The organism is Streptomyces sp. NRRL WC-3605 (genome assembly GCF_001509795.1).
GTDB lineage: Bacteria > Actinomycetota > Actinomycetes > Streptomycetales > Streptomycetaceae > Streptomyces > Streptomyces viridochromogenes.
Genome location: NZ_LLZN01000073.1, coordinates 63,261 through 82,723, shown reverse-complemented (window position 1 = coordinate 82,723; position 19,463 = coordinate 63,261). Strand labels below are relative to the sequence as shown.

Below are 19,463 nucleotides of genomic sequence, written 5' to 3'. Positions count from 1 at the left end.
CCAGGTCATCGGAAGGCCGACCGCGGCCGGTTTGCATCCCTCCACGAAGGTTGCGCCACGATAACGATCCGGCGGACCCGGATCCGGCAGTTCATCGACGCGTAACACGCGGGATGCCTTCGTCACGGCGGCGAAACAACGAGGGGCTTCCACCGAAACCGCGCTGCGCCAATCTCTTGGCCCATACCGGCCCACCCCTCACTCCGCTCAGGCTTCGCCCGCACGGGGCCGCCGTACCTATGACGAGGAGACGCCGATGGCATCAGCCATCACGCTTGCGGCAGACGCTCCCGAGCTGTCCGCCGCCAACACAGGTTTCATGCTCATCTGTTCCGCCCTGGTGATGCTCATGACCCCGGGCCTGGCCTTCTTCTACGGAGGCATGGTCCGCGTCAAGAGCACACTGAACATGCTGATGATGAGCTTCATCAGCCTGGGGATCGTCACCATCCTGTGGGTGCTGTACGGCTTCTCCCTGGCGTTCGGCACCGACTCCGGCAGCCTCATCGGCTGGTCCTCCGACTTCGTCGGACTGAGCGGCATCGGGCTGACCGAGCTCTGGGACGGCTACACCATCCCGGTCTACGTCTTCGCCGTCTTCCAGCTCATGTTCGCCGTCCTCACGCCCGCCCTGATCAGCGGCGCCCTCGCGGACCGCGTGAAGTTCAGCGCCTGGGCCCTGTTCATCACGTTGTGGGTCACGATCGTGTACTTCCCGGTCGCCCACTGGGTCTGGGGCGCCGGCGGCTGGGCCTTCGAGCTCGGCGTGATCGACTTCGCCGGCGGTACGGCGGTCCACATCAACGCGGGTGCCGCGGCGCTCGGCGTGATCCTCGTCATCGGCAAGCGCGTCGGCTTCAAGAAGGACCCGATGCGCCCGCACAGCCTGCCGCTGGTCATGCTCGGCGCCGGCCTGCTGTGGTTCGGCTGGTTCGGCTTCAACGCCGGTTCGTGGCTCGGCAACGACGACGGCGTCGGCGCGCTGATGTTCGTCAACACCCAGGTCGCCACCGGTGCCGCCGTCCTCGGCTGGCTCGCCTACGAGAAGATCCGCCACGGCGCGTTCACCACCCTCGGTGCCGCCTCCGGCGCGGTCGCCGGCCTCGTCGCGATCACCCCGGCCGGTGGCGCGGTCTCCCCGCTCGGCGCCATCGCGGTCGGTCTCATCGCCGGTGTCCTGTGCGCCATGGCGGTCGGCCTGAAGTACAGGTTCGGCTACGACGACTCCCTCGACGTGGTCGGTGTCCACCTCGTCGGCGGCGTCCTCGGCTCGCTGCTGATCGGCTTCTTCGCCACCGGCGGCGGCCAGTCCGACGTGGCCGGCCTCTTCTACGGCGGCGGCCTCGACCAGTTCTGGAAGCAGTGCGCCGGTGTCTTCGGTGTCCTCGCCTACTCGCTGATCGCCTCCGCGGTCCTCGCCTTCCTGCTCGACAAGACGATCGGGATGCGCGTCTCCGAGGACGAGGAGATCGCCGGCATCGACCAGGCCGAGCACGCCGAGACCGCATACGACTTCAGCGGTGCCGGTGGCGGTGCCGCCCGTACCGCCGCGGCCCCGGCCCCGGTCGCCGCGGCCGAGAGCAAGAAGGTGGACGCATGAAGCTCATCACCGCCGTCGTCAAGCCCCACCGGCTCGACGAGATCAAGGAAGCCCTCCAGGCCTTCGGAGTACACGGCCTGACGGTCACCGAGGCCAGCGGTTACGGTCGTCAGCGGGGCCACACCGAGGTCTACCGCGGTGCCGAGTACACCGTCGACCTGGTCCCGAAGATCCGCATCGAGGTCCTGGCCGAGGACGACGACGCCGAACAGCTGATCGACGTCATCGTCAAGGCGGCCCGCACGGGCAAGATCGGTGACGGCAAGGTCTGGTCCCTGCCGGTCGAGTCGGCCGTACGGGTCAGGACCGGCGAGCGCGGCCCCGACGCGCTCTGATCAGCAGAAGAACAGGAGCTGCCGGGTGTCGAGTACGGACGTGCGTGACCAAGCAGAGGACTCGGGACCCAGCGGCTACGCGGCGGCCCGGCTGCGCCTCCTCACCGAGGGGGCGCGGTCCGGGCCGCCGCGCCGCTCCGCCCTCGCCCAGCTCACCGACGAGTGGCTGACCGGCCTCTTCGCCGCGGGCGCCGAGGGGGCCCGGGGCGTCGCCCTGGTCGCCGTCGGCGGCTACGGCCGGGGCGAGCTGTCCCCGCGCAGCGACCTGGACCTCCTCCTGCTGCACGACGGAGGGGACGGCACGGCGGTCGCCGCCCTCGCCGACCGGATCTGGTATCCGGTCTGGGACCTCGGCCTCGCCCTCGACCACTCCGTGCGCACCCCCGCCGAGGCCCGCAAGACCGCCGCCGACGACCTGAAGGTGCAGCTGGGCCTGCTGGACGCCCGGCACATCGCCGGCGACCTCGGCCTCACCACCGGACTGCGCACCGCCGTCCTCGCCGACTGGCGCAACCAGGCCGCCAAACGGCTCCCCGAGCTCCAGGAGCTGTCCGCCGAGCGCGCCCAGCGCCAGGGCGAACTCCAGTACCTGCTGGAACCCGACCTCAAGGAGGCCCGCGGCGGACTGCGGGACGCCACCATCCTGCGTGCCGTCGCCGCCTCCTGGCTGGCGGACGCCCCCCGCGAGGGCCTCGCCGAAGCCCGGCGCCGCCTCCTCGACGTCCGGGACGCGCTGCACCTGGCCACCGGACGGGCCACCGACCGGCTCGCCCTCCAGGAGCAGGACCAGGTCGCCGCCGAGATGGGCCTGCTCGACGCCGACACCCTGCTGCGCCAGGTCTACGAGGCGGCCCGCGTCATCTCGTACGCCAGCGACGTCACCTGGCGCGAGGTGGGCCGGGTGCTGCGGGCCCGCGCGGTACGGCCGAGGCTGCGGGCCATGCTGGGCGGCGGGAAACCCACCGCGGAACGCTCCCCGCTGGCCGAGGGCGTCGTCGAACAGGACGGCGAGGTGGTGCTCGCCCGCGCCGCGCGCCCCGACCGCGACCCCGTGCTCCCGCTGCGCGCCGCGGCCGCCGCCGCCCAGGCCGGGCTCCCGCTCTCCCTGCACGCCGTGCGGCGCATGGCGACCGGGGTGCGCCCGCTGCCCACCCCCTGGCCCGCCGAGGCCCGCGAACAGCTCGTCACCCTGCTGGGCTCGGGCCGGCCGACCGTGGAGGTCTGGGAGGCCCTGGAGGCCGAGGGGCTGATCACCCACTTCCTGCCCGACTGGGAGCGGGTGCGCTGCCGCCCGCAGCGCAACGCCGTCCACATCTGGACCGTCGACCGGCACCTCATCGAGACCGCCGTCCGCGCCTCCGAGTTCACCCGCCGCGTCCACCGCCCCGACCTGCTGCTCGTCGCCGCGCTGCTGCACGACATCGGCAAGGGCTGGCCCGGCGACCACTCCGTGGCCGGCGAGATCATCGTCAAGGACATGGCCGCCCGGATCGGCTTCGACCGCGACGACGTGGCGGTCCTCTCCACCCTCGTCCGCCACCACCTGCTCCTCGTCGAGACGGCGACCCGGCGCGACCTGGAGGACCCGGCGACCGTCCGCGCCGTCGCCGACGCCGTCGGCACCCCCGGCACGCTGGAGCTGCTGCACGCCCTGACCGAGGCGGACGCCCTGGCCACCGGCCCTGCCGCCTGGTCCGCCTGGCGCGGCTCCCTCGTCGCAGACCTGGTCAAACGGGTCGGCGCGGTCCTCGCCGGGGACGTCCCGGACGAGCCCGAGACCGCCGCGCCCACCGCCGAGCAGGAACGCCTCGCGCTGGAGGCGATCGCCGTCGGCAGCCCCGTCCTGGCCCTGCGCGCCCAGACCGAGCCACCAGCCGAGGACGGGCCCGCCGGTGACCCGGAACCACTGGGCGTGGAGCTCCTGATCGCCGTCCCCGACCAGCCGGGCGTGCTGCCCGCGGTCGCCGGCGTCCTGGCCATGCACCGGCTGACCGTCCGCACCGCCGAACTGACGGCCCTGGACCTGCCCGACGGCGTCGACGGCTCGGTCCTGCTGCTGAACTGGCGGGTCGCCGCCGAGTACGGCTCCCTGCCGCAGGCGACCCGGCTGCGCGCCGACCTCGTCCGCGCCCTGGACGGCTCGCTGGACATCGCCGGGCGGCTCGCGGAACGGGACGCCGCCTACCCGCGCCGGCGGGGCGTCGTCGCGCCGCCGCCCCGGGTCACCGTGCATCCCGCGGCGTCCCGGCTGGCCACCGTCATCGAGGTGCGCGCCCAGGACGCGCCGGGCCTGCTGTTCAGGATCGGCCGCGCGCTGGAGGACGCGAGCGTGCGGGTGCGCAGCGCGCACGTCAGCACCCTGGGCGCGAACGCCGTCGACGCGTTCTATGTCACAGGCCCCGAGGGCGCGCCCCTGCCCGGTGAGGAGGCCGTGTCCGTGGCCCGCAAGCTGGAGGAGACACTGCGGGGCTGACCGGGGGATCCCGGCCACCTGTGTCGCCGGGATACCCTGGAGGGCGATTCCCAGCTGCCACCGACCCCGAGGACCGCGAGCGCCGTGTTCGATACTCTTTCCGATCGCCTCTCAGCGACCTTCAAGAACCTGCGTGGCAAGGGACGGCTCTCCGAAGCGGACATCGACGCCACCGCGCGCGAGATCCGTATCGCGCTCCTCGAAGCCGACGTGGCGCTGCCCGTCGTGCGGACGTTCATCAAGAACGTCAAGGAGCGCGCGCTCGGCGCCGAGGTCTCCAAGGCGCTGAACCCGGCCCAGCAGGTCCTGAAGATCGTCAATGACGAGCTCGTCACGATCCTCGGCGGCGAGACCCGCCGGCTGCGCTTCGCCAAGCAGCCGCCCACCGTGATCATGCTGGCCGGTCTGCAGGGTGCCGGTAAGACCACCCTCGCGGGCAAGCTCGGCCGCTGGCTGAAGGAGCAGGGCCACTCGCCGCTGCTCGTCGCCTGTGACCTCCAGCGCCCCAACGCCGTGAACCAGCTCAGCGTCGTCGCCGAGCGCGCCGGTGTCGCGGTCTACGCGCCCGAGCCGGGCAACGGCGTCGGCGACCCGGTCAAGGTCGCCAAGGACTCCATCGACTTCGCCAAGGCCCGCGTCCACGACATCGTGATCGTCGACACCGCCGGCCGCCTCGGCATCGACCAGGAGATGATGCAGCAGGCCGCGGACATCCGCGACGCCGTCTCCCCGGACGAGATCCTCTTCGTCGTCGACGCGATGATCGGTCAGGACGCGGTCAACACCGCCGAGGCCTTCCGCGACGGCGTCGGCTTCGACGGCGTGGTGCTCTCCAAGCTCGACGGCGACGCCCGCGGTGGTGCCGCCCTGTCGATCCGGCAGATCACCGGCAAGCCGATCATGTTCGCCTCCAACGGCGAGAAGCTCGACGAGTTCGACGCCTTCCACCCCGACCGGATGGCCTCCCGCATCCTCGACATGGGTGACCTGCTCACCCTGATCGAGCAGGCGGAGAAGACGTTCAGTCAGGAAGAGGCCGAGAAGATGGCCTCCAAGCTGGCGTCCAAGAAGGGCCAGGACTTCACCCTGGACGACTTCCTGGCCCAGATGGAGCAGGTCCGGAAGATGGGCAGCATCAGCAAGCTGCTCGGCATGCTGCCCGGCATGGGCCAGATCAAGGACCAGATCAACAACCTGGACGAGCGGGACGTCGACCGCACCGCCGCGATCATCAAGTCGATGACCCCGGCCGAGCGCCAGGAACCGACGATCATCAACGGCTCCCGCCGCGCCCGTATCGCCAAGGGCTCCGGCGTCGAGGTCAGCGCCGTCAAGAACCTGGTCGAGCGGTTCTTCGAGGCCCGCAAGATGATGTCCCGCATGGCCCAGGGCGGCGGAATGCCCGGCATGCCGGGGATTCCGGGCATGGGTGGCGGCCCCGGCCGCACCAAGAAGCAGCCGAAGAAGGCCAAGGGCAAGCAGCGCTCCGGCAACCCGATGAAGCGCAAGCAGCAGGAGCAGGAGGAGGCCGCCCGCCGCGCCGCCGCCGCGCAGGGCGGCGGGGCCTTCGGGGTGCCCGGCCAGCAGCCCGGCAAGGACTTCGAGCTCCCGGACGAGTTCAAGAAGTTCATGGGCTGACCGCTCCCGTACGTCGCAGAGGGCGCCCCTCCTCCGGGAGAGGCGCCCTCTGCGCATGCCGAGGCCCGGCGACTGCCGTAACGTCCAGATATGAGCGATACCGCGCCACGACGGAAGGCTCCGGACCAGCCGTGGCGCACCGAGGGCACACCGGAGGAGCCGCCCGCGCGGTCCGGCGGGCGCAGGATGCGCGGCCGCTGGTGGGGGCTGGCCGTCACCGTGGTGGTCGTGTTCCTGCTGGCCTACGTGGGGCTGAACTACCTCGACCGGGGTGACGAGCCGACCATCTCGTACACCGAGTTCAGCCGGCAGGTCGAGGCGGACAACGTCTCCAAGATCTACTCCAAGGGCGACGCCATCCAGGGCGAGCTGAAGAAGGCCCGGGACGCCCCCGGCGACGGCGGGACGTTCACCAAGTTCCGCACCCAGCGCCCGGCGTTCGCCGAGGACGACCTGTGGCAGGAGCTGAACAGCCGCGGGGTCACCGTGACCGCGGAGCCGGTCGTCAAGGAGCGCAGCGCCCTCACCAACCTGCTGATCTCCCTCGCGCCGATCGTCATCATCGTCGCGGTGTGGATCTTCATCGCCCGGCGGTTCGGCCCGGGCCGCGGCGGCGCCGGCGGCATGTTCGGACGCAAGCCGCCGCCCAAACCGGTCGAGCTGCTGCCGGGCCGGCACCGCACCACCTTCGCGGACGTCGCCGGCATCGACGAGGTCAAGGGCGAACTCGACGACGTCGTCGACTTCCTGGAACACCCGGACGCCTACCGCGCGATGGGCGCGAAGATGCCGCGCGGCGTCCTCCTCGCGGGCTCGCCCGGCACCGGCAAGACCCTGCTCGCGCGGGCCGTCGCGGGCGAGGCCGGAGTGCCGTTCTTCTCCGCCTCCGCCTCCGAGTTCATCGAGATGATCGTCGGCGTCGGCGCCTCACGCGTCCGGGAGCTGTTCGCCGAGGCCCGCAAGGTGGCCCCGTCGATCATCTTCATCGACGAGATCGACACCATCGGCCGGGTCCGCAGCGGCGGCGCCTCGGTCAGCGGCCACGACGAGCGCGAGCAGACCCTGAACCAGATCCTCACCGAGATGGACGGCTTCACCGGCTCCGAGGGCGTCGTCGTCATCGCGGCCACCAACCGCGCCGACATCCTCGACCCCGCCCTGACCCGGCCCGGCCGCTTCGACCGCGTCGTCAACGTCTCCCCGCCGGACCGCCGCGGCCGCGAGGCCATCCTGCGCATCCACACCCGCGACATCCCGCTCGCCGACGACGTCGACCTGACCCAGCTGGCCCGCACCACCCCCGGCATGACCGGCGCCGACCTGGCCAACCTCGCCAACGAGGGCGCGTTGCTCGCCGTGCGCAGGGGCCAGTCCCAGGTGACGGCCACGGACCTGTCCGAGGCACTGGAGAAGGTGCAGCTCGGCGCCGAACGCACCCTCGTGATGCCCGAGGAGGACCGCCGCCGCACCGCCTACCACGAGAGCGGCCACGCCCTGCTCGGCATGCTCCAGCCCGGCGCCGACCCGGTCCGCAAGGTCACCATCGTGCCGCGCGGCCGGGCCCTCGGCGTCACCATGTCCACCCCGGAGGTGGAGCGGTACGCGCACTCCGAGGAGTACCTGCGCGGCCGCATCATCGGCGCCCTGGGCGGCATGGCCGCCGAGGAGGAGGTCTACGGCGTCGTCACCACCGGCGCGGAGAACGACCTCGAACAGGTCACCGCCATCGCCCGCGGCATGGTCGCCCGCTGGGGCATGAGCGAACGCGTCGGCCGGCTGTCCGCCCTGCCGAGCGACGCGCAGCAGGCGTACGGGCTCTCCGCGGCCCCTCGCACCCTGGACGTCATCGACGCCGAGATGCGCCGCATCGTCGACGACTGCTACGACGAGGCCCGCCGCAAACTGCGCGAGCACCGCGGTCGGCTGGACGCCCTCGCACAGGCCCTGCTGGAGCAGGAGACCCTGGAGGAGGCCGAGGCCTACCGGGTCGCCGGCATCACGCGGCTGGCGAAGGGCGACACGGCGTAGCGGACCGGGGCGGCCGCGTTCACGGCACGCGCGCGACGAGGTACCGGAAGACGTTCGGCATCCACACCGTCCCGTCCCGCCGCTGATGCGGATGCAGCGCCTCCGTCAGCTCCTTGTCGACCTGCACCTGGTCCGTCGCCGTGATCGCCGCGTCGAACAGCCCCGTCGAGAGCAGCCCGCGCACGGCGCTGTCCACGTCCGCGTACCCGAACGGGCAGGCCACCCGCCCCGAGCCGTCGATCCGCAGCCCCGCCCGCTGGGCGACCTCCTCCAGGTCGTCCCGCAGCGCCGGACGCCAACTGCCCGCGCCCCGCAGCGGATCGGCCAGCTTCGTGGCGACCCGCAGCACCGACGAGGTCGCACAGCGCTCGGGCGGCCCCCAGCCCGCCAGCACCACCGGCGCGCCCCGCCCGGCGAGCGGCGTCGCGGACGCCAGCAGACCGGCCAGCCCCTCCCCGTCGCCCGCCAGGCACCCGATGGGCTCGAAGGCGGTCACGACCGTGAACGCCGGCGACCCCGCCTCCCGCGCGTCCTCCAGGGTGTCGACGAGCCGCGGTGCGCTCCGCGCGTGTGCGTCCCCGTTCGCGGGGAGCAGCCGCTGCCGCGCCAGAGCCAGCCGCTCGGGGGCGGACGTCTCGACGCCGGTGACGGCGGCGCCTCTGGACGCCGCCGTCAGCAGGGCGAGTCCGCTGCCGCAACCCAGGCCCAGCAGCCTGCTGCCGGGACCCACCTCCAAGCGCTCGTAGACCGCCTCGTGGAGCGGGACCAGCATCCGCTCCTGGATCTCGGACCAGTCACGCGCGCGTGCACACGGGTCCACGCGAGGTGCCCGGCCCGCGCGAGGCAGACGCTGCCGCACGAGCGTAGGTGTCATGTAAAGCGCCCCAATCCGCCGAGAGTTGTCGCGATGCCCGCTTCCGTCGCCCCCGTGGCATGCGCTCGCGCTCCCCCCGTATGCCAGGTAACTCCGCGCCCGTCCCCGCGTCCAGGGGTTGCGGGGCCCTGCTTGTGGCTTCCCCGTGTCCGTGGCCAAAATTCACATTCCGGTAATCGGAGGCCGTACGATCCCGTCATGGTGAAGGCACCCGTACTCACGCCCCGGGCCGACGACTTCCCGCGCTGGTACCAGGATCTGGTCGCCAAGGCGGAGCTGGCCGACAACGGACCGGTGCGCGGCACCATGGTCATCAGGCCGTACGGGTACGGCCTGTGGGAGCGCATGCAGGCCGAGATGGACGCCCGCATCAAGGCGACCGGCACGCAGAACGCGTACTTCCCGGTGCTGATCCCGCAGTCCTCGCTGGCCCGGGAGGCCGACCACGTCGAGGGGTTCGCGCCCGAACTCGCGGTGGTCACGCACGGCGGCGGCAAGGAGCTGGAGGAGCCCGCCGTGGTCCGCCCCACCTCCGAGATGATCGTCAACGAGTACTTCGCCAAGTGGGTGCAGAGCTACCGCGATCTGCCGCTGCTGATCAACCAGTGGGCGAACGTGGTGCGTTGGGAGCTGCGCCCGCGCCTGTTCCTGCGCACGACCGAGTTCCTGTGGCAGGAGGGCCACACCGCGCACGCCACCTACGAGGAGGCCCGCGACTTCGCCGCCCGCATCCACCGCGAGGTCTACGAGGACTTCATGGTGAACGTCCTCGCCATGGACGTCCTCCCCGGCCGCAAGACCACGAAGGAGCGCTTCGCCGGAGCCGTCAACACCCTCACGCTCGAAGGCATGATGGGCGACGGCAAGGCACTCCAGATGGCCACCAGCCATGAACTGGGCCAGAACTTCGCCAAGGCGTTCGACACGCGCTATCTCTCCGCGGAGGGCCGGCAGGAACTGGTCTGGCAGACGTCCTGGGGCTCGACCACCCGCATGATCGGCGCGCTGGTGATGATGCACGGCGACGACGACGGCCTGCGCGTCCCGCCGAGACTCGCGCAGACCCAGGTCGTCGTGGTCGCGGTGAAGGGTGACGAACCGGTTCTGGCCACGGTCCGGGAGGTCGGCGCCCGGCTCGCCGCGGCCGGTCTGCGGGTCCAGGTCGACGACCGCACGGACACCCCCTTCGGCCGCCGGATCGTGGACTGGGAGCTCAAGGGCGTACCGGCCCGCGTCGAGATCGGCCCCCGTGACCTGGAGAACGGCACGGCGATGCTGGCCCGGCGCATCCCCGGCGGCAAGGAGCCGATCGCGCTCGACGCGCTGCCGGTCCGGCTGCCCGCGCTCCTGGAGGAGGACCAGGCGCTGCTGCTGACGCAGTCGCGTGAGCGCCGCGCCTCGCGCACCGCGGACGTGGCGAGTGCCGAGGAGGCCGTCGAGGCGGTGGCGGGCGGCGGCTGGGCACGCCTGTCGTGGGCCGCGCTAGGCCCGGAGGGCGAGGCCAGGCTGGCCGAGCAGGCGGTGACCGTACGGTGTCTGGTCGCCGGGGACGGGTCGGTGCCGGACGCCGAGGACGCACCCGGTAACGTCGCGGTAGTCGCGCGCGCTTACTGAGATGACGCCGGGGGAGCGACAGCGGCCGAAACGCCTCTTGCGCATACGCCCATCACAGGGGTGACCGCGTCTGGATCCGCCCTACGCGCCGGGTCGTACGTCAGGCTACGCACCGGCTTGGTACGAGCTGTAAGGCTTTCTCCGCAGATCAGCGCACCCGCCCTCGTCGGTGCGCATCATTCCCGACTGACGGGTACGTGCAAATTATTTGGGATGCCCTGGAATCGGAACACAGCGGCACCCCGGCTCGTTGTCATTACGTGAGCACGACACAGACACCACCTGTTCTCGCCGCGGAGCTGGCGCAGGCGTGGGCCGACATTCAGCGGTACCACCCCGAGCTGCCGGATCTCGCCGCGCCAGAGTCCCTGATCGGGGAGTCGTCGTCCGCCTGCGGTCACGAACTCTCCTTCGAGCGACTGCTCCATGAGGCAGTCCATGGCATCGCCGCCGCGCGCGGCATCCGGGACACGTCCCGGGCCGGCCGCTACCACAACCGCAGATTCCTCACCATCGCCGAGGAGCTGGGCCTGGACCATCCCGAGGAGCCGCACCCGAGCAGCGGTTTCTCCCTGGTCACGCTCAACCCCGAGGCCAAGCGCCGGTACCGCCCGACCATCGAGCGCCTCCAGCGGGCGCTCAAGGCCCACACGGCGGCGACCTCCTCGGACACCGGCAGGACCTTCCGGGGCCCGGCCGCCCGGCACGGCTCCTCCGGAGGCGGCGTCCGCGTCAAGGCGGTCTGCGACTGCGGCCGCAACGTCCGCGTCGTCCCCTCGGTCCTCGCCCAGGCCCCCATCGTGTGCGGCGGCTGCGGCAAGCCGTTCCGCATCCCGGAGGTCATGGGAGCGGCGTGACGCGCTCGCACGGCGTCCGGCACCGGCATCTCGTGGCTGCCGGTCAGGGACGCGGGGCGAGGCGGGTGCCGCCGTGAGCCGGGCTGCCGTCCCGTCGAGGACGGCACGGCCGGGTCACGGCGGCACCCCGCGGCGTCGGGCTGTTCGTGGCCGATGCTCACGGCACCCGGACCGCCGGGTGCCCCTTCGGCATGCCCGCGCGGGGCCGGCCGCCCGCGGCCGGAAGCGACCCGCCGGGTGTGGCACAATGGCTAGCTGTACTCGACAGCCGCACAGGACCCCTCTCTCCTCCGGCTGACGCGTCCATCGGGCACTCGGGTACCGCAACCCCACGCGGCAGTCCTGCCGTGCCCAACCACGTCAAATCCAGGAGAACCCACTCCAGTGGCAGTCAAGATCAAGCTGAAGCGTCTGGGCAAGATCCGTTCGCCTCACTACCGCATCGTCGTCGCCGACTCCCGTACCCGTCGTGACGGCCGTGCGATCGAGGAGATCGGCAAGTACCACCCGACCTACAACCCGTCGGTCATCGAGGTGGACGCCGAGCGCGTGGCGTACTGGCTGGGTGTCGGCGCGCAGCCGACCGAGCCGGTCCTCGCCATCCTGAAGAAGACCGGCGACTGGCAGAAGTTCAAGGGCGAGCCCGCCCCGGCTCCGCTGCTGACCGCCGAGCCCAAGAAGGCGCGCCCGTCGTTCGAGGCCCTCGGTGGCGACGACGAGGGCAAGGGTGAGGCGATCACCCAGAAGAAGAAGGCGGAGAAGAAGGACGAGGCCCCGGCCGAGTCCGAGTCGGCCGAGGCCTGAGCATGCTCGAGGAGGCTCTCGAGCACCTCGTGAAGGGCATCGTCGACAACCCTGACGATGTGCAGGTCGCCTCGCGCAACCTGCGCCGCGGGCGCGTGCTGGAGGTCCGGGTCCACCCCGACGACCTCGGCAAGGTGATCGGCCGCAACGGCCGCACCGCACGCGCTCTGCGCACCGTCGTGGGCGCCATCGGCGGCCGCGGTGTCCGCGTCGACCTCGTCGACGTGGACCACGTCCGCTGACGCCGAACACAGCACCGGCTCGGGCCGGGGAGGGCCACTCGGCCGTCCCCGGCCCGTAGTCGTATACGCAGTCATGCCGCAGGCACACGACAGGAGATTGGACACGTGCAGCTGGTAGTCGGACGGATCGGCCGGGCCCACGGCATCAAGGGCGAGGTCACCGTCGAGGTACGCACCGACGAGCCGGAGCTGCGGCTCGCGCCCGGAGCCGTGCTCGCCACCGATCCCGCCTCCACGGGACCCCTCACCATCGAGAGCGGCCGCGTCCACAGCGGACGCCTCCTGCTGCGCTTCGAGGGCGTACGCGACCGCACCGGCGCCGAGGCCCTGCGCAACACCCTCCTGATCGCGGACGTCGACCCCGACGAGCTGCCCGAGGAGGAGGACGAGTACTACGACCACCAGCTCATGGACCTGGACGTGGTCACCGCGGACGGCGTCGAGGTCGGCCGCATCACCGAGATCTCGCACCTGCCCACCCAGGACCTGTTCATCGTCGAACGGCCCGACGGGAGCGAGGTGATGATCCCCTTCGTCTCCGAGATCGTCACCGAGATCGACCTGGAGGAGCAGCGGGCCGTCATCACCCCGCCGCCCGGTCTCATCGACGACCAGGCGGAGATCGCCTCGTCCCGGGACGCGGAGGCCGAGAGCTGATGCGGCTCGACGTCCTCACGATCTTCCCGGAGTACCTGGACCCGCTGAACGTCTCGCTCGTCGGCAAGGCCCGCGCGCGGGGGCAGCTGAACGTCCAGGTGCACGACCTGCGCGGGTGGACCCACGACCGCCACAACACGGTCGACGACACCCCGTACGGCGGCGGCCCCGGCATGGTCATGAAGACCGAGCCCTGGGGCGACGCGCTCGACTCCGTCCTGGCCGACGGCTACGAGAGCGGCGCCGGCGAGCCCACCCTGATCGTCCCCACCCCCAGCGGGCGGCCCTTCACCCAGGAACTCGCCGTCGAACTGTCCGAGCGGCCCTGGCTGATCTTCACCCCGGCCCGCTACGAGGGCATCGACCGCCGCGTCATCGACGAGTACGGCACCCGGATGCCCGTGCACGAGGTGTCCATCGGCGACTACGTCCTCGCCGGCGGCGAGGCGGCCGTCCTCGTGATCACCGAGGCCGTGGCCCGGCTGCTGCCCGGCGTCCTCGGCAACGCCGAGTCGCACCGCGACGACTCCTTCGCGCCCGGTGCCATGGCGAGCCTGCTGGAGGGCCCCGTCTACACCAAGCCGCCCGAGTGGCGCGGCCGGGACATCCCTGAGGTGCTGCTCAGCGGCCACCACGGGAAGATCGCCCGCTGGCGCCGCGACGAGGCGCTGCGGCGCACCACGGCCAACCGCCCTGACCTGATCGAACGCTGCGAGCCCGCCGCCTTCGACAAGAAGGACCGCGAGATGCTCTCCATCCTGGGCTGGATGCCCGACCCGGACGGTGAGCGGTTCGGCCGATTTTGGCGCAGGACCGAGGCCGTGGAAGAATAGGCCGCTGTTGTGCGCCGTCCGGCGTGCGCCCCTGCCACAGGGGGACACGACGTCCGCCCCGGCGGGCACAGCACTCTCATCTCGAACACCTAGTTCCGTTGATGACCTGTGGCATCAGCGAAGAAAGCAGACGAAATGTCTCACCTGCTCGACTCCGTCGACTCCGCGTCGCTGCGCAGCGACGTCCCGGCCTTCCGCCCCGGCGACACCGTCAACGTCCACGTGCGCGTCATCGAGGGCAACCGCTCCCGTGTGCAGCAGTTCAAGGGCGTGGTGATCCGCCGCCAGGGTGCCGGCGTGCGCGAGACCTTCACGGTCCGCAAGGTCTCCTTCTCCGTCGGCGTCGAGCGCACCTTCCCGGTGCACACCCCGATCGTGGAGAAGATCGAGCTCGTCACCCGCGGTGACGTGCGTCGCGCCAAGCTGTACTACCTGCGCGAGCTGCGCGGCAAGGCCGCGAAGATCAAGGAGAAGCGCGAGAACTGAGCGCTTCCGGGGGCTCGCCCCCGAGGGGTCCGCGGCGGGGCCGGATAGCATCTGGCCTCGATGGACACCGAAGCACAGCACACGGAGCGCGACCGCTCCTCCCGCCCTTCCGGCACCGGGTACGCACCGGATCCGGAGAGCCGGGAGGGACGGTCGCGTTTCGCGTTGACGGGCCGGATCACAGCGTGGCTGCCTGGTGGCCGGTACAGCCTCGCCCTGCTGCTGGTCCTGGTCGGAGTCCTGCTGCTCAACCTGTTCGTCGCGCGGCCGTTCGAGATTCCGAGCGGATCGATGGAGCCCGCGTTGAGGATCGGCGACCGCGTACTCGTAAATAAGTTGGCGTACCGTTTCGATGCCGGGCCGCGGCGCGGCGATGTCGTCGTGTTCGACGGAACCGGGTATTTCGGGGACGCGGACTACATCAAACGCGTTGTGGGTGTGGGGGGAGACCACGTGGTCTGCTGTGACAAGGAGGGGAGGATCCAGGTGAACGGCCGCCCGGTCGACGAGTCGGCCTTCGTGCACCCCGGCGACCGCCCGTCCGCCGTGCGGTTCGACGTCGTCGTCCCCGACGGCAGGCTCTTCGTCCTCGGCGACCACCGCGGCGCCTCCAGCGACTCCCGCGACCACCTGGGCTCACCCGGCGGCGGCATGATCCCGGTCGACGACGTCATCGGCCGCGCCGAGGCCGTCGTCTGGCCCGCGGACCACTGGACCCGACTGCACCGTCCGGACGCCTACGCGCGCGTGCCCGCCCCGGACGGCGCCCATGGGTAACCGCGGCAGGCCTCGCGGCCTCCCCAGCAGCGCCGCCGACAATCTGCTCCCCACCGGCTCCCGGCGCGCCTCCGGCCCCACGGGCGGCCGCAGCCGCGCCGAGCGACGCAAGCTCCAGCGCAAGGTCAAACGGCGCCGAAGGCGCTCCGCGATCAAGGAGATACCCCTCCTCGTCGGCGTCGCCGTCCTGATAGCACTCGTCCTGAAGACCTTCCTCGTCCAGGCCTTCGTGATCCCGTCCGGCTCCATGGAGCAGACGATCCAGATCGGCGACCGCGTCCTCGTCGACAAGCTGACCCCCTGGTTCGGCAACAAGCCCGAGCGCGGCGACGTCGTGGTCTTCAAGGACCCGGGCGGCTGGCTCAAGGACGAGCAGACGACCGTGAAGAAGGAGGATCCCGTCGTCGTCAAGCAGGTCAAGGAGGCCCTGACCTTCATCGGCCTGCTGCCGTCCGACGACGAGAAGGACCTGATCAAACGCGTCGTCGGCGTCGGCGGCGACCGCGTCAAGTGCTGCGACGCGCAGGGCCGGGTCACCGTCAACGGCGTCCCGCTGAACGAGGACTACCTGTACCCGGGCAACGCCCCCTCCAAGGCGCAGTTCGACATCACCGTCCCCCAGGGCCGGCTGTGGGTGATGGGCGACCACCGGGCGAATTCCGCCGACTCCCGCGCCCACCAGGACCAGGAGTACGGCGGCACGGTCTCCGAGGACGAGGTCGTCGGACGCGCCAAGTGGATCGCCTGGCCCCTCGGCCACTGGACCAGCCTCGACGAGCCGAACACCTACTCCTCCGTGGCCGACTCGGTGCCCGGGTCGACCGCGTCCGTCCCGCTGTCGCATAGGGTTGCCCCGGACGAATCGAACGGAACGCTCCAGCTCCCGAGCCCTGCGGAACTCCCGCTCGTTATGGGAGTGGTGGGCCTGCGCCGCGCATGGGGCAGGCAGCGGCACAGAGTAAGGAGTTGGCGTGGGGGATGTGGCGGTTGGCGCACGGTCCGGGCACGACGGCGAGGAGCACCGCGGACACCCCGTGGGCGCGGCCGACCCGGCCGCGGACGGCGCCGTGACCTCCGGGAACGAGCCCGGATCCGGCGATGACGGAGGACGGTCGGGCGGGCAGCCCCCGACCGGCGGCCAGGGGTCGGGCGGGGCCGCCCCCGAGAAGAAGCAGCGCTCCTTCTGGAAGGAGCTGCCGATCCTGATCGGGATCGCGCTCGTCCTCGCGCTGCTGATCAAGACGTTCCTGGTGCAGGCGTTCTCGATCCCCTCCGACTCGATGCAGAACACCCTCCAGCAGGGTGACCGCGTCCTCGTCGACAAGCTCACCCCGTGGTTCGGCTCCGAGCCGGAGCGCGGCGAGGTCGTCGTCTTCCACGACCCCGACCAGTGGCTCGCGGGGGAGCCCACCCCCGACCCGAACGCCCTGCAGACCTTCCTCAGCTGGATCGGCCTGATGCCGTCCTCCGAGGAGAAGGACCTGATCAAGCGCGTGATCGGCGTCGGAGGCGACACCGTCGAGTGCAAGGGCACCGGCCCGCTGACGGTCAACGGCAAGGCGCTGAACGAGCCCTACGTCTACCCGGGCAACACCCCGTGCAGCCAGGACGACCAGGGCGGCCAGTTCAAGGTGAAGGTCCCCGAGGGCTTCATCTGGGTGATGGGCGACCACCGGCAGAACTCGCGGGACTCGCGCTACAACCAGTCCGACAAGAACCACGGCATGGTCCCCGTCGACAAGGCCGTCGGCCGTGCTGTCGTGATCGCGTGGCCGGTCGGCCGCTGGAGCACCCTGCCGGTTCCGGACACCTTCGACCAGGACCTCAGCACGCGGTCCGCGGCCCTGACGGTCGCGCCGCCGAGCCTCGCGCTGGCCGGCGCGGTGCCGCTGGTGCTGTGGCGCCGTCAGCGCGTCAAGGCCGAGCGCACGCGCTGAGCCGCCGGGACACCGCGGACGGGACCGGCCCGGGCAGCCGCGCCGGGCCCGCCGCGGAGTACGGCGGCAGTCGTTCCGTTTCGCACCCGCAGCTGGGGAAAGCTTTGCCGAGCCGCCGGTCCGCGGGCTCCTGAGGGGCTGCCCGGCGTCGGTACCGCCGGGTAGGGTGCGGGTCCATGGGTGGCGAGAGCACGACACGTACGGCGCCGCGGGCCGGCGCGAGCAAGAACCCGGCGGGCAGCCGGACCGGACAGGTGCTGTCCGGGCTGGCCGTGGCGCTGGGTCTGCTGCTGTTCCTGGGCGGCTTCGCCTGGGGAGCGGTCGTGTACCGGCCGTACACCGTCCCCACCAGCTCGATGGCGCCCACGATCAACGCCGGCGCCCGGGTGCTCGCCCAGCGCGTCGACGGCGGCGACGTCCACCGCGGTGACGTCGTCGTCTTCACCGACAAGACCTGGGTGAGCAACGCCCCCGTCGTCAAGCGGGTCGTCGCGGTCGGCGGCGACACCGTCGCCTGCTGCACCGACGGCAGGCTGACCGTGAACGGCAAGCAGATCGAGGAGCCCTACCTGGCCGACGACGGCCTCGCCGAGCTCCAGGGCTTTCCGTCCGTGAAGGTCCCCGAGGGCCGGATCTTCCTCCTCGGCGACGAGCGCAGCGGCTCTCTCGACTCCACCGCCCACCTCACGGACGCCGCGCGCGGCACGGTCGCGCGCAGCGCCGTCTCGGCCCGTGTGGAGGCCGTCGTATGGCCCATGGACGGCATGCTGGAGCAGGCGACCGGCTTCGAGAAGCTCGGCGCGCTGTCGCCGCAGGGGCCGCTGCGTACGCAGGGCCTCATGATCCTCGCCGGGGCCGTGCTCGTCCTGGGCGGCGGGGCGTACGGCCCGATCGCCAAGCTCCTCGGGGGCCGCTCCCGCAAGCCGGAGCCCGCGCGTGCCGGCTGAGACCGACGGCCCGCACGGGGACGGGGTGGCTGGCCCGCGCGAGAGCGGGGTGCGCAGGGTCGCCCGCGTCGTGCTGCTCGACCCCGAGGACCGCATCCTGCTGCTGCACGGCCACGAGCCGGAGGACCCCGCCGACGACTGGTGGTTCACGCCCGGCGGGGGAGTCGAGGGCGACGAGACGCGCGAGGAGGCCGCTCTGCGGGAACTCGCCGAGGAGACCGGCATCACGGAGGTCGATCTCGGCCCCGTGCTGTGGCGCCGCCGGTGCTCGTTCCCGTTCGCGGGCCGCCGCTGGGACCAGGACGAGTGGTACTTCCTGGCCCGTACGAGCCAGACGGCGGTCAGGGCCCTGGCCCTCACCGAGCTGGAGCGGCGCAGCGTAGCCGGAGCACGCTGGTGGACGTGTCGGGAACTCGCCCGGGCACATGAGACGGTGTATCCGACCAGACTCGCCGAGCTGCTGCGGAGGCTGCTCGACGAAGGTCCCCCGGCCGGGCCCGTGACCCTCGACACCGAAATCGTCTAGGGGCCGACGGGACTGGCGCACAATGGGGGGATCGCACGGCTGAAGGGGAACATGCCATGAGCGCCGAGGACCTCGAGAAGTACGAGACCGAGATGGAGCTGAAGCTCTATCGGGAGTACCGCGATGTCGTCGGTCTGTTCAAGTACGTGATCGAGACCGAGCGGCGCTTCTACCTGACCAACGACTACGAGATGCAGGTGCACTCGGTCCAGGGTGAGGTGTTCTTCGAAGTGTCCATGGCGGACGCCTGGGTCTGGGACATGTACCGGCCGGCCCGGTTCGTGAAGCAGGTGCGCGTCCTCACGTTCAAGGACGTGAACATCGAGGAGCTGAACAAGAGCGACCTCGAACTGCCCAGTGGGTGAGGTTCACCCGCCCGGGTGACGGAGTTGTCCACAGCACCGTAGTCGTCCACCAAGATCCAACAACGTCGTGAGGCGGGCTCATCGTTGGCGCCGGAGGTGGTGCCGACATGAACGCACGCAGGGCACTCGGCAGGTACGGCGAGGATCTGGCCGCGAGGCGGCTGACCCAGGCCGGGATGACGGTTCTCGGGCGCAACTGGCGCTGTGGCAGGACCGGAGAGATCGACATCGTCGCCCGCGACGGCGACGTCCTCGTCGTCTGCGAGGTGAAGACCCGCCGGGCCGGCGGCTTCGAACATCCGATGGCAGCCGTGGGACCCGAGAAGGCACGGCGCCTGCGCGGCCTCGCGGAACGCTGGATCCACGCGCACGGCGGAGCACCGCCCGGAGGCGTCCGCATCGACCTCGTCGGCATCGTCCTGCCCGACCGGGGCGCCCCCGTGGTCGAGCACGCGCGAGGGGTGGCCTGA

General features: G+C 71.5%; 20 protein-coding genes. 19 read left to right on the top strand and 1 reads right to left on the bottom strand.

The features are described from left to right. Window positions 1-256 precede the first annotated feature (256 nt). The 5 genes from ADL34_RS24885 to ftsH all read left to right on the top strand — a co-directional run bounded on the left by ADL34_RS24885 (window position 257) and on the right by ftsH (window position 8,074). A complete protein-coding gene (locus ADL34_RS24885) occupies window positions 257-1,600 on the top strand; it encodes an ammonium transporter (protein ID WP_062666702.1) in 1,344 nt (447 codons plus the stop codon). Next, complete coding sequence (locus ADL34_RS24880) at window positions 1,597-1,935, top strand: P-II family nitrogen regulator (RefSeq protein ID WP_062666705.1); 339 nt, start codon at window positions 1,597-1,599, stop codon at window positions 1,933-1,935. Before ADL34_RS24885 ends, ADL34_RS24880 begins: the two co-directional genes overlap by 4 nt. 25 nt (window positions 1,936-1,960) lie before the next feature. Then, entirely contained in the window at window positions 1,961-4,408 is a 2,448-nt protein-coding gene (locus ADL34_RS24875; protein WP_062666707.1) for a [protein-PII] uridylyltransferase, read from the top strand. An 84-nt stretch (window positions 4,409-4,492) separates the two neighbouring features. Then, complete coding sequence (gene ffh / locus ADL34_RS24870) at window positions 4,493-6,046, top strand: signal recognition particle protein (protein WP_062666709.1); 1,554 nt, start codon at window positions 4,493-4,495, stop codon at window positions 6,044-6,046. Window positions 6,047-6,136: 90 nt separating this feature from the next. Further along, entirely contained in the window at window positions 6,137-8,074 is a 1,938-nt protein-coding gene (ftsH, locus tag ADL34_RS24865) for an ATP-dependent zinc metalloprotease FtsH (RefSeq protein WP_079034082.1), read from the top strand. Between the two features lie 19 nt (window positions 8,075-8,093). On the opposite strand, the gene ADL34_RS24860 is transcribed toward ftsH, so the two are convergent. Beyond that, window positions 8,094-8,948, bottom strand: coding sequence for a class I SAM-dependent methyltransferase (locus tag ADL34_RS24860; RefSeq protein ID WP_079034083.1), 855 nt, complete (start codon window positions 8,946-8,948; stop codon window positions 8,094-8,096). A gap of 198 nt (window positions 8,949-9,146) precedes the next feature. On the opposite strand from ADL34_RS24860, the gene proS reads away from it, so the two are divergent. The 14 genes from proS (at window position 9,147) to ADL34_RS24790 (ending at window position 19,463) form a co-directional block, all read left to right on the top strand. After that, a complete protein-coding gene (proS, locus tag ADL34_RS24855; protein WP_062666715.1) occupies window positions 9,147-10,562 on the top strand; it encodes a proline--tRNA ligase in 1,416 nt (471 codons plus the stop codon). A 260-nt stretch (window positions 10,563-10,822) separates the two neighbouring features. After that, window positions 10,823-11,419 carry a hypothetical protein gene (locus tag ADL34_RS24850; RefSeq protein ID WP_055623289.1) on the top strand — a complete coding sequence of 199 codons (597 nt, stop codon included), beginning with the start codon at window positions 10,823-10,825 and terminating at the stop codon, window positions 11,417-11,419. Window positions 11,420-11,803: 384 nt separating this feature from the next. After that, a complete protein-coding gene (gene rpsP, locus ADL34_RS24845; RefSeq protein WP_055623288.1) occupies window positions 11,804-12,223 on the top strand; it encodes a 30S ribosomal protein S16 in 420 nt (139 codons plus the stop codon). A gap of 2 nt (window positions 12,224-12,225) precedes the next feature. Next, the gene (locus ADL34_RS24840; protein ID WP_003973401.1) at window positions 12,226-12,465 is read left to right on the top strand and encodes an RNA-binding protein; all 240 of its coding nucleotides are present in this window, start codon (window positions 12,226-12,228) and stop codon (window positions 12,463-12,465) included. A 105-nt stretch (window positions 12,466-12,570) separates the two neighbouring features. Next, window positions 12,571-13,122, top strand: coding sequence for a ribosome maturation factor RimM (rimM, locus tag ADL34_RS24835; RefSeq protein ID WP_062666717.1), 552 nt, complete (start codon window positions 12,571-12,573; stop codon window positions 13,120-13,122). Next, on the top strand, window positions 13,122-13,955 hold the full coding sequence (gene trmD / locus ADL34_RS24830) for a tRNA (guanosine(37)-N1)-methyltransferase TrmD (RefSeq protein WP_062666719.1): 834 nt from the start codon (window positions 13,122-13,124) through the stop codon (window positions 13,953-13,955). The genes rimM and trmD overlap by 1 nt, the downstream gene beginning before the upstream one ends. Before the next feature lie 135 nt (window positions 13,956-14,090). Continuing rightward, a complete protein-coding gene (rplS, locus tag ADL34_RS24825; RefSeq protein WP_004924850.1) occupies window positions 14,091-14,441 on the top strand; it encodes a 50S ribosomal protein L19 in 351 nt (116 codons plus the stop codon). 60 nt (window positions 14,442-14,501) lie between these two features. Next, window positions 14,502-15,218 carry a signal peptidase I gene (gene lepB, locus ADL34_RS24820; RefSeq protein WP_062666721.1) on the top strand — a complete coding sequence of 239 codons (717 nt, stop codon included), beginning with the start codon at window positions 14,502-14,504 and terminating at the stop codon, window positions 15,216-15,218. Beyond that, window positions 15,211-16,320 (top strand): signal peptidase I, encoded by a 1,110-nt coding sequence (gene lepB / locus ADL34_RS24815; RefSeq protein ID WP_062666723.1) that lies wholly within the window; start codon window positions 15,211-15,213, stop codon window positions 16,318-16,320. Before lepB (ADL34_RS24820) ends, lepB (ADL34_RS24815) begins: the two co-directional genes overlap by 8 nt. Next, entirely contained in the window at window positions 16,253-17,155 is a 903-nt protein-coding gene (gene lepB / locus ADL34_RS24810) for a signal peptidase I (protein ID WP_062666816.1), read from the top strand. Before lepB (ADL34_RS24815) ends, lepB (ADL34_RS24810) begins: the two co-directional genes overlap by 68 nt. Window positions 17,156-17,331: 176 nt before the next feature. Next, window positions 17,332-18,102 (top strand): signal peptidase I, encoded by a 771-nt coding sequence (gene lepB / locus ADL34_RS24805; RefSeq protein ID WP_062666725.1) that lies wholly within the window; start codon window positions 17,332-17,334, stop codon window positions 18,100-18,102. After that, window positions 18,092-18,628: an NUDIX hydrolase gene (locus ADL34_RS24800; RefSeq protein ID WP_062666727.1), complete on the top strand. Its 537-nt coding sequence runs from the start codon at window positions 18,092-18,094 to the stop codon at window positions 18,626-18,628. Before lepB (ADL34_RS24805) ends, ADL34_RS24800 begins: the two co-directional genes overlap by 11 nt. A 56-nt stretch (window positions 18,629-18,684) precedes the next feature. Then, window positions 18,685-18,993 (top strand): DUF2469 domain-containing protein, encoded by a 309-nt coding sequence (locus ADL34_RS24795; RefSeq protein ID WP_003993268.1) that lies wholly within the window; start codon window positions 18,685-18,687, stop codon window positions 18,991-18,993. A gap of 107 nt (window positions 18,994-19,100) precedes the next feature. Beyond that, window positions 19,101-19,463: a YraN family protein gene (locus ADL34_RS24790; protein WP_062666729.1), complete on the top strand. Its 363-nt coding sequence runs from the start codon at window positions 19,101-19,103 to the stop codon at window positions 19,461-19,463.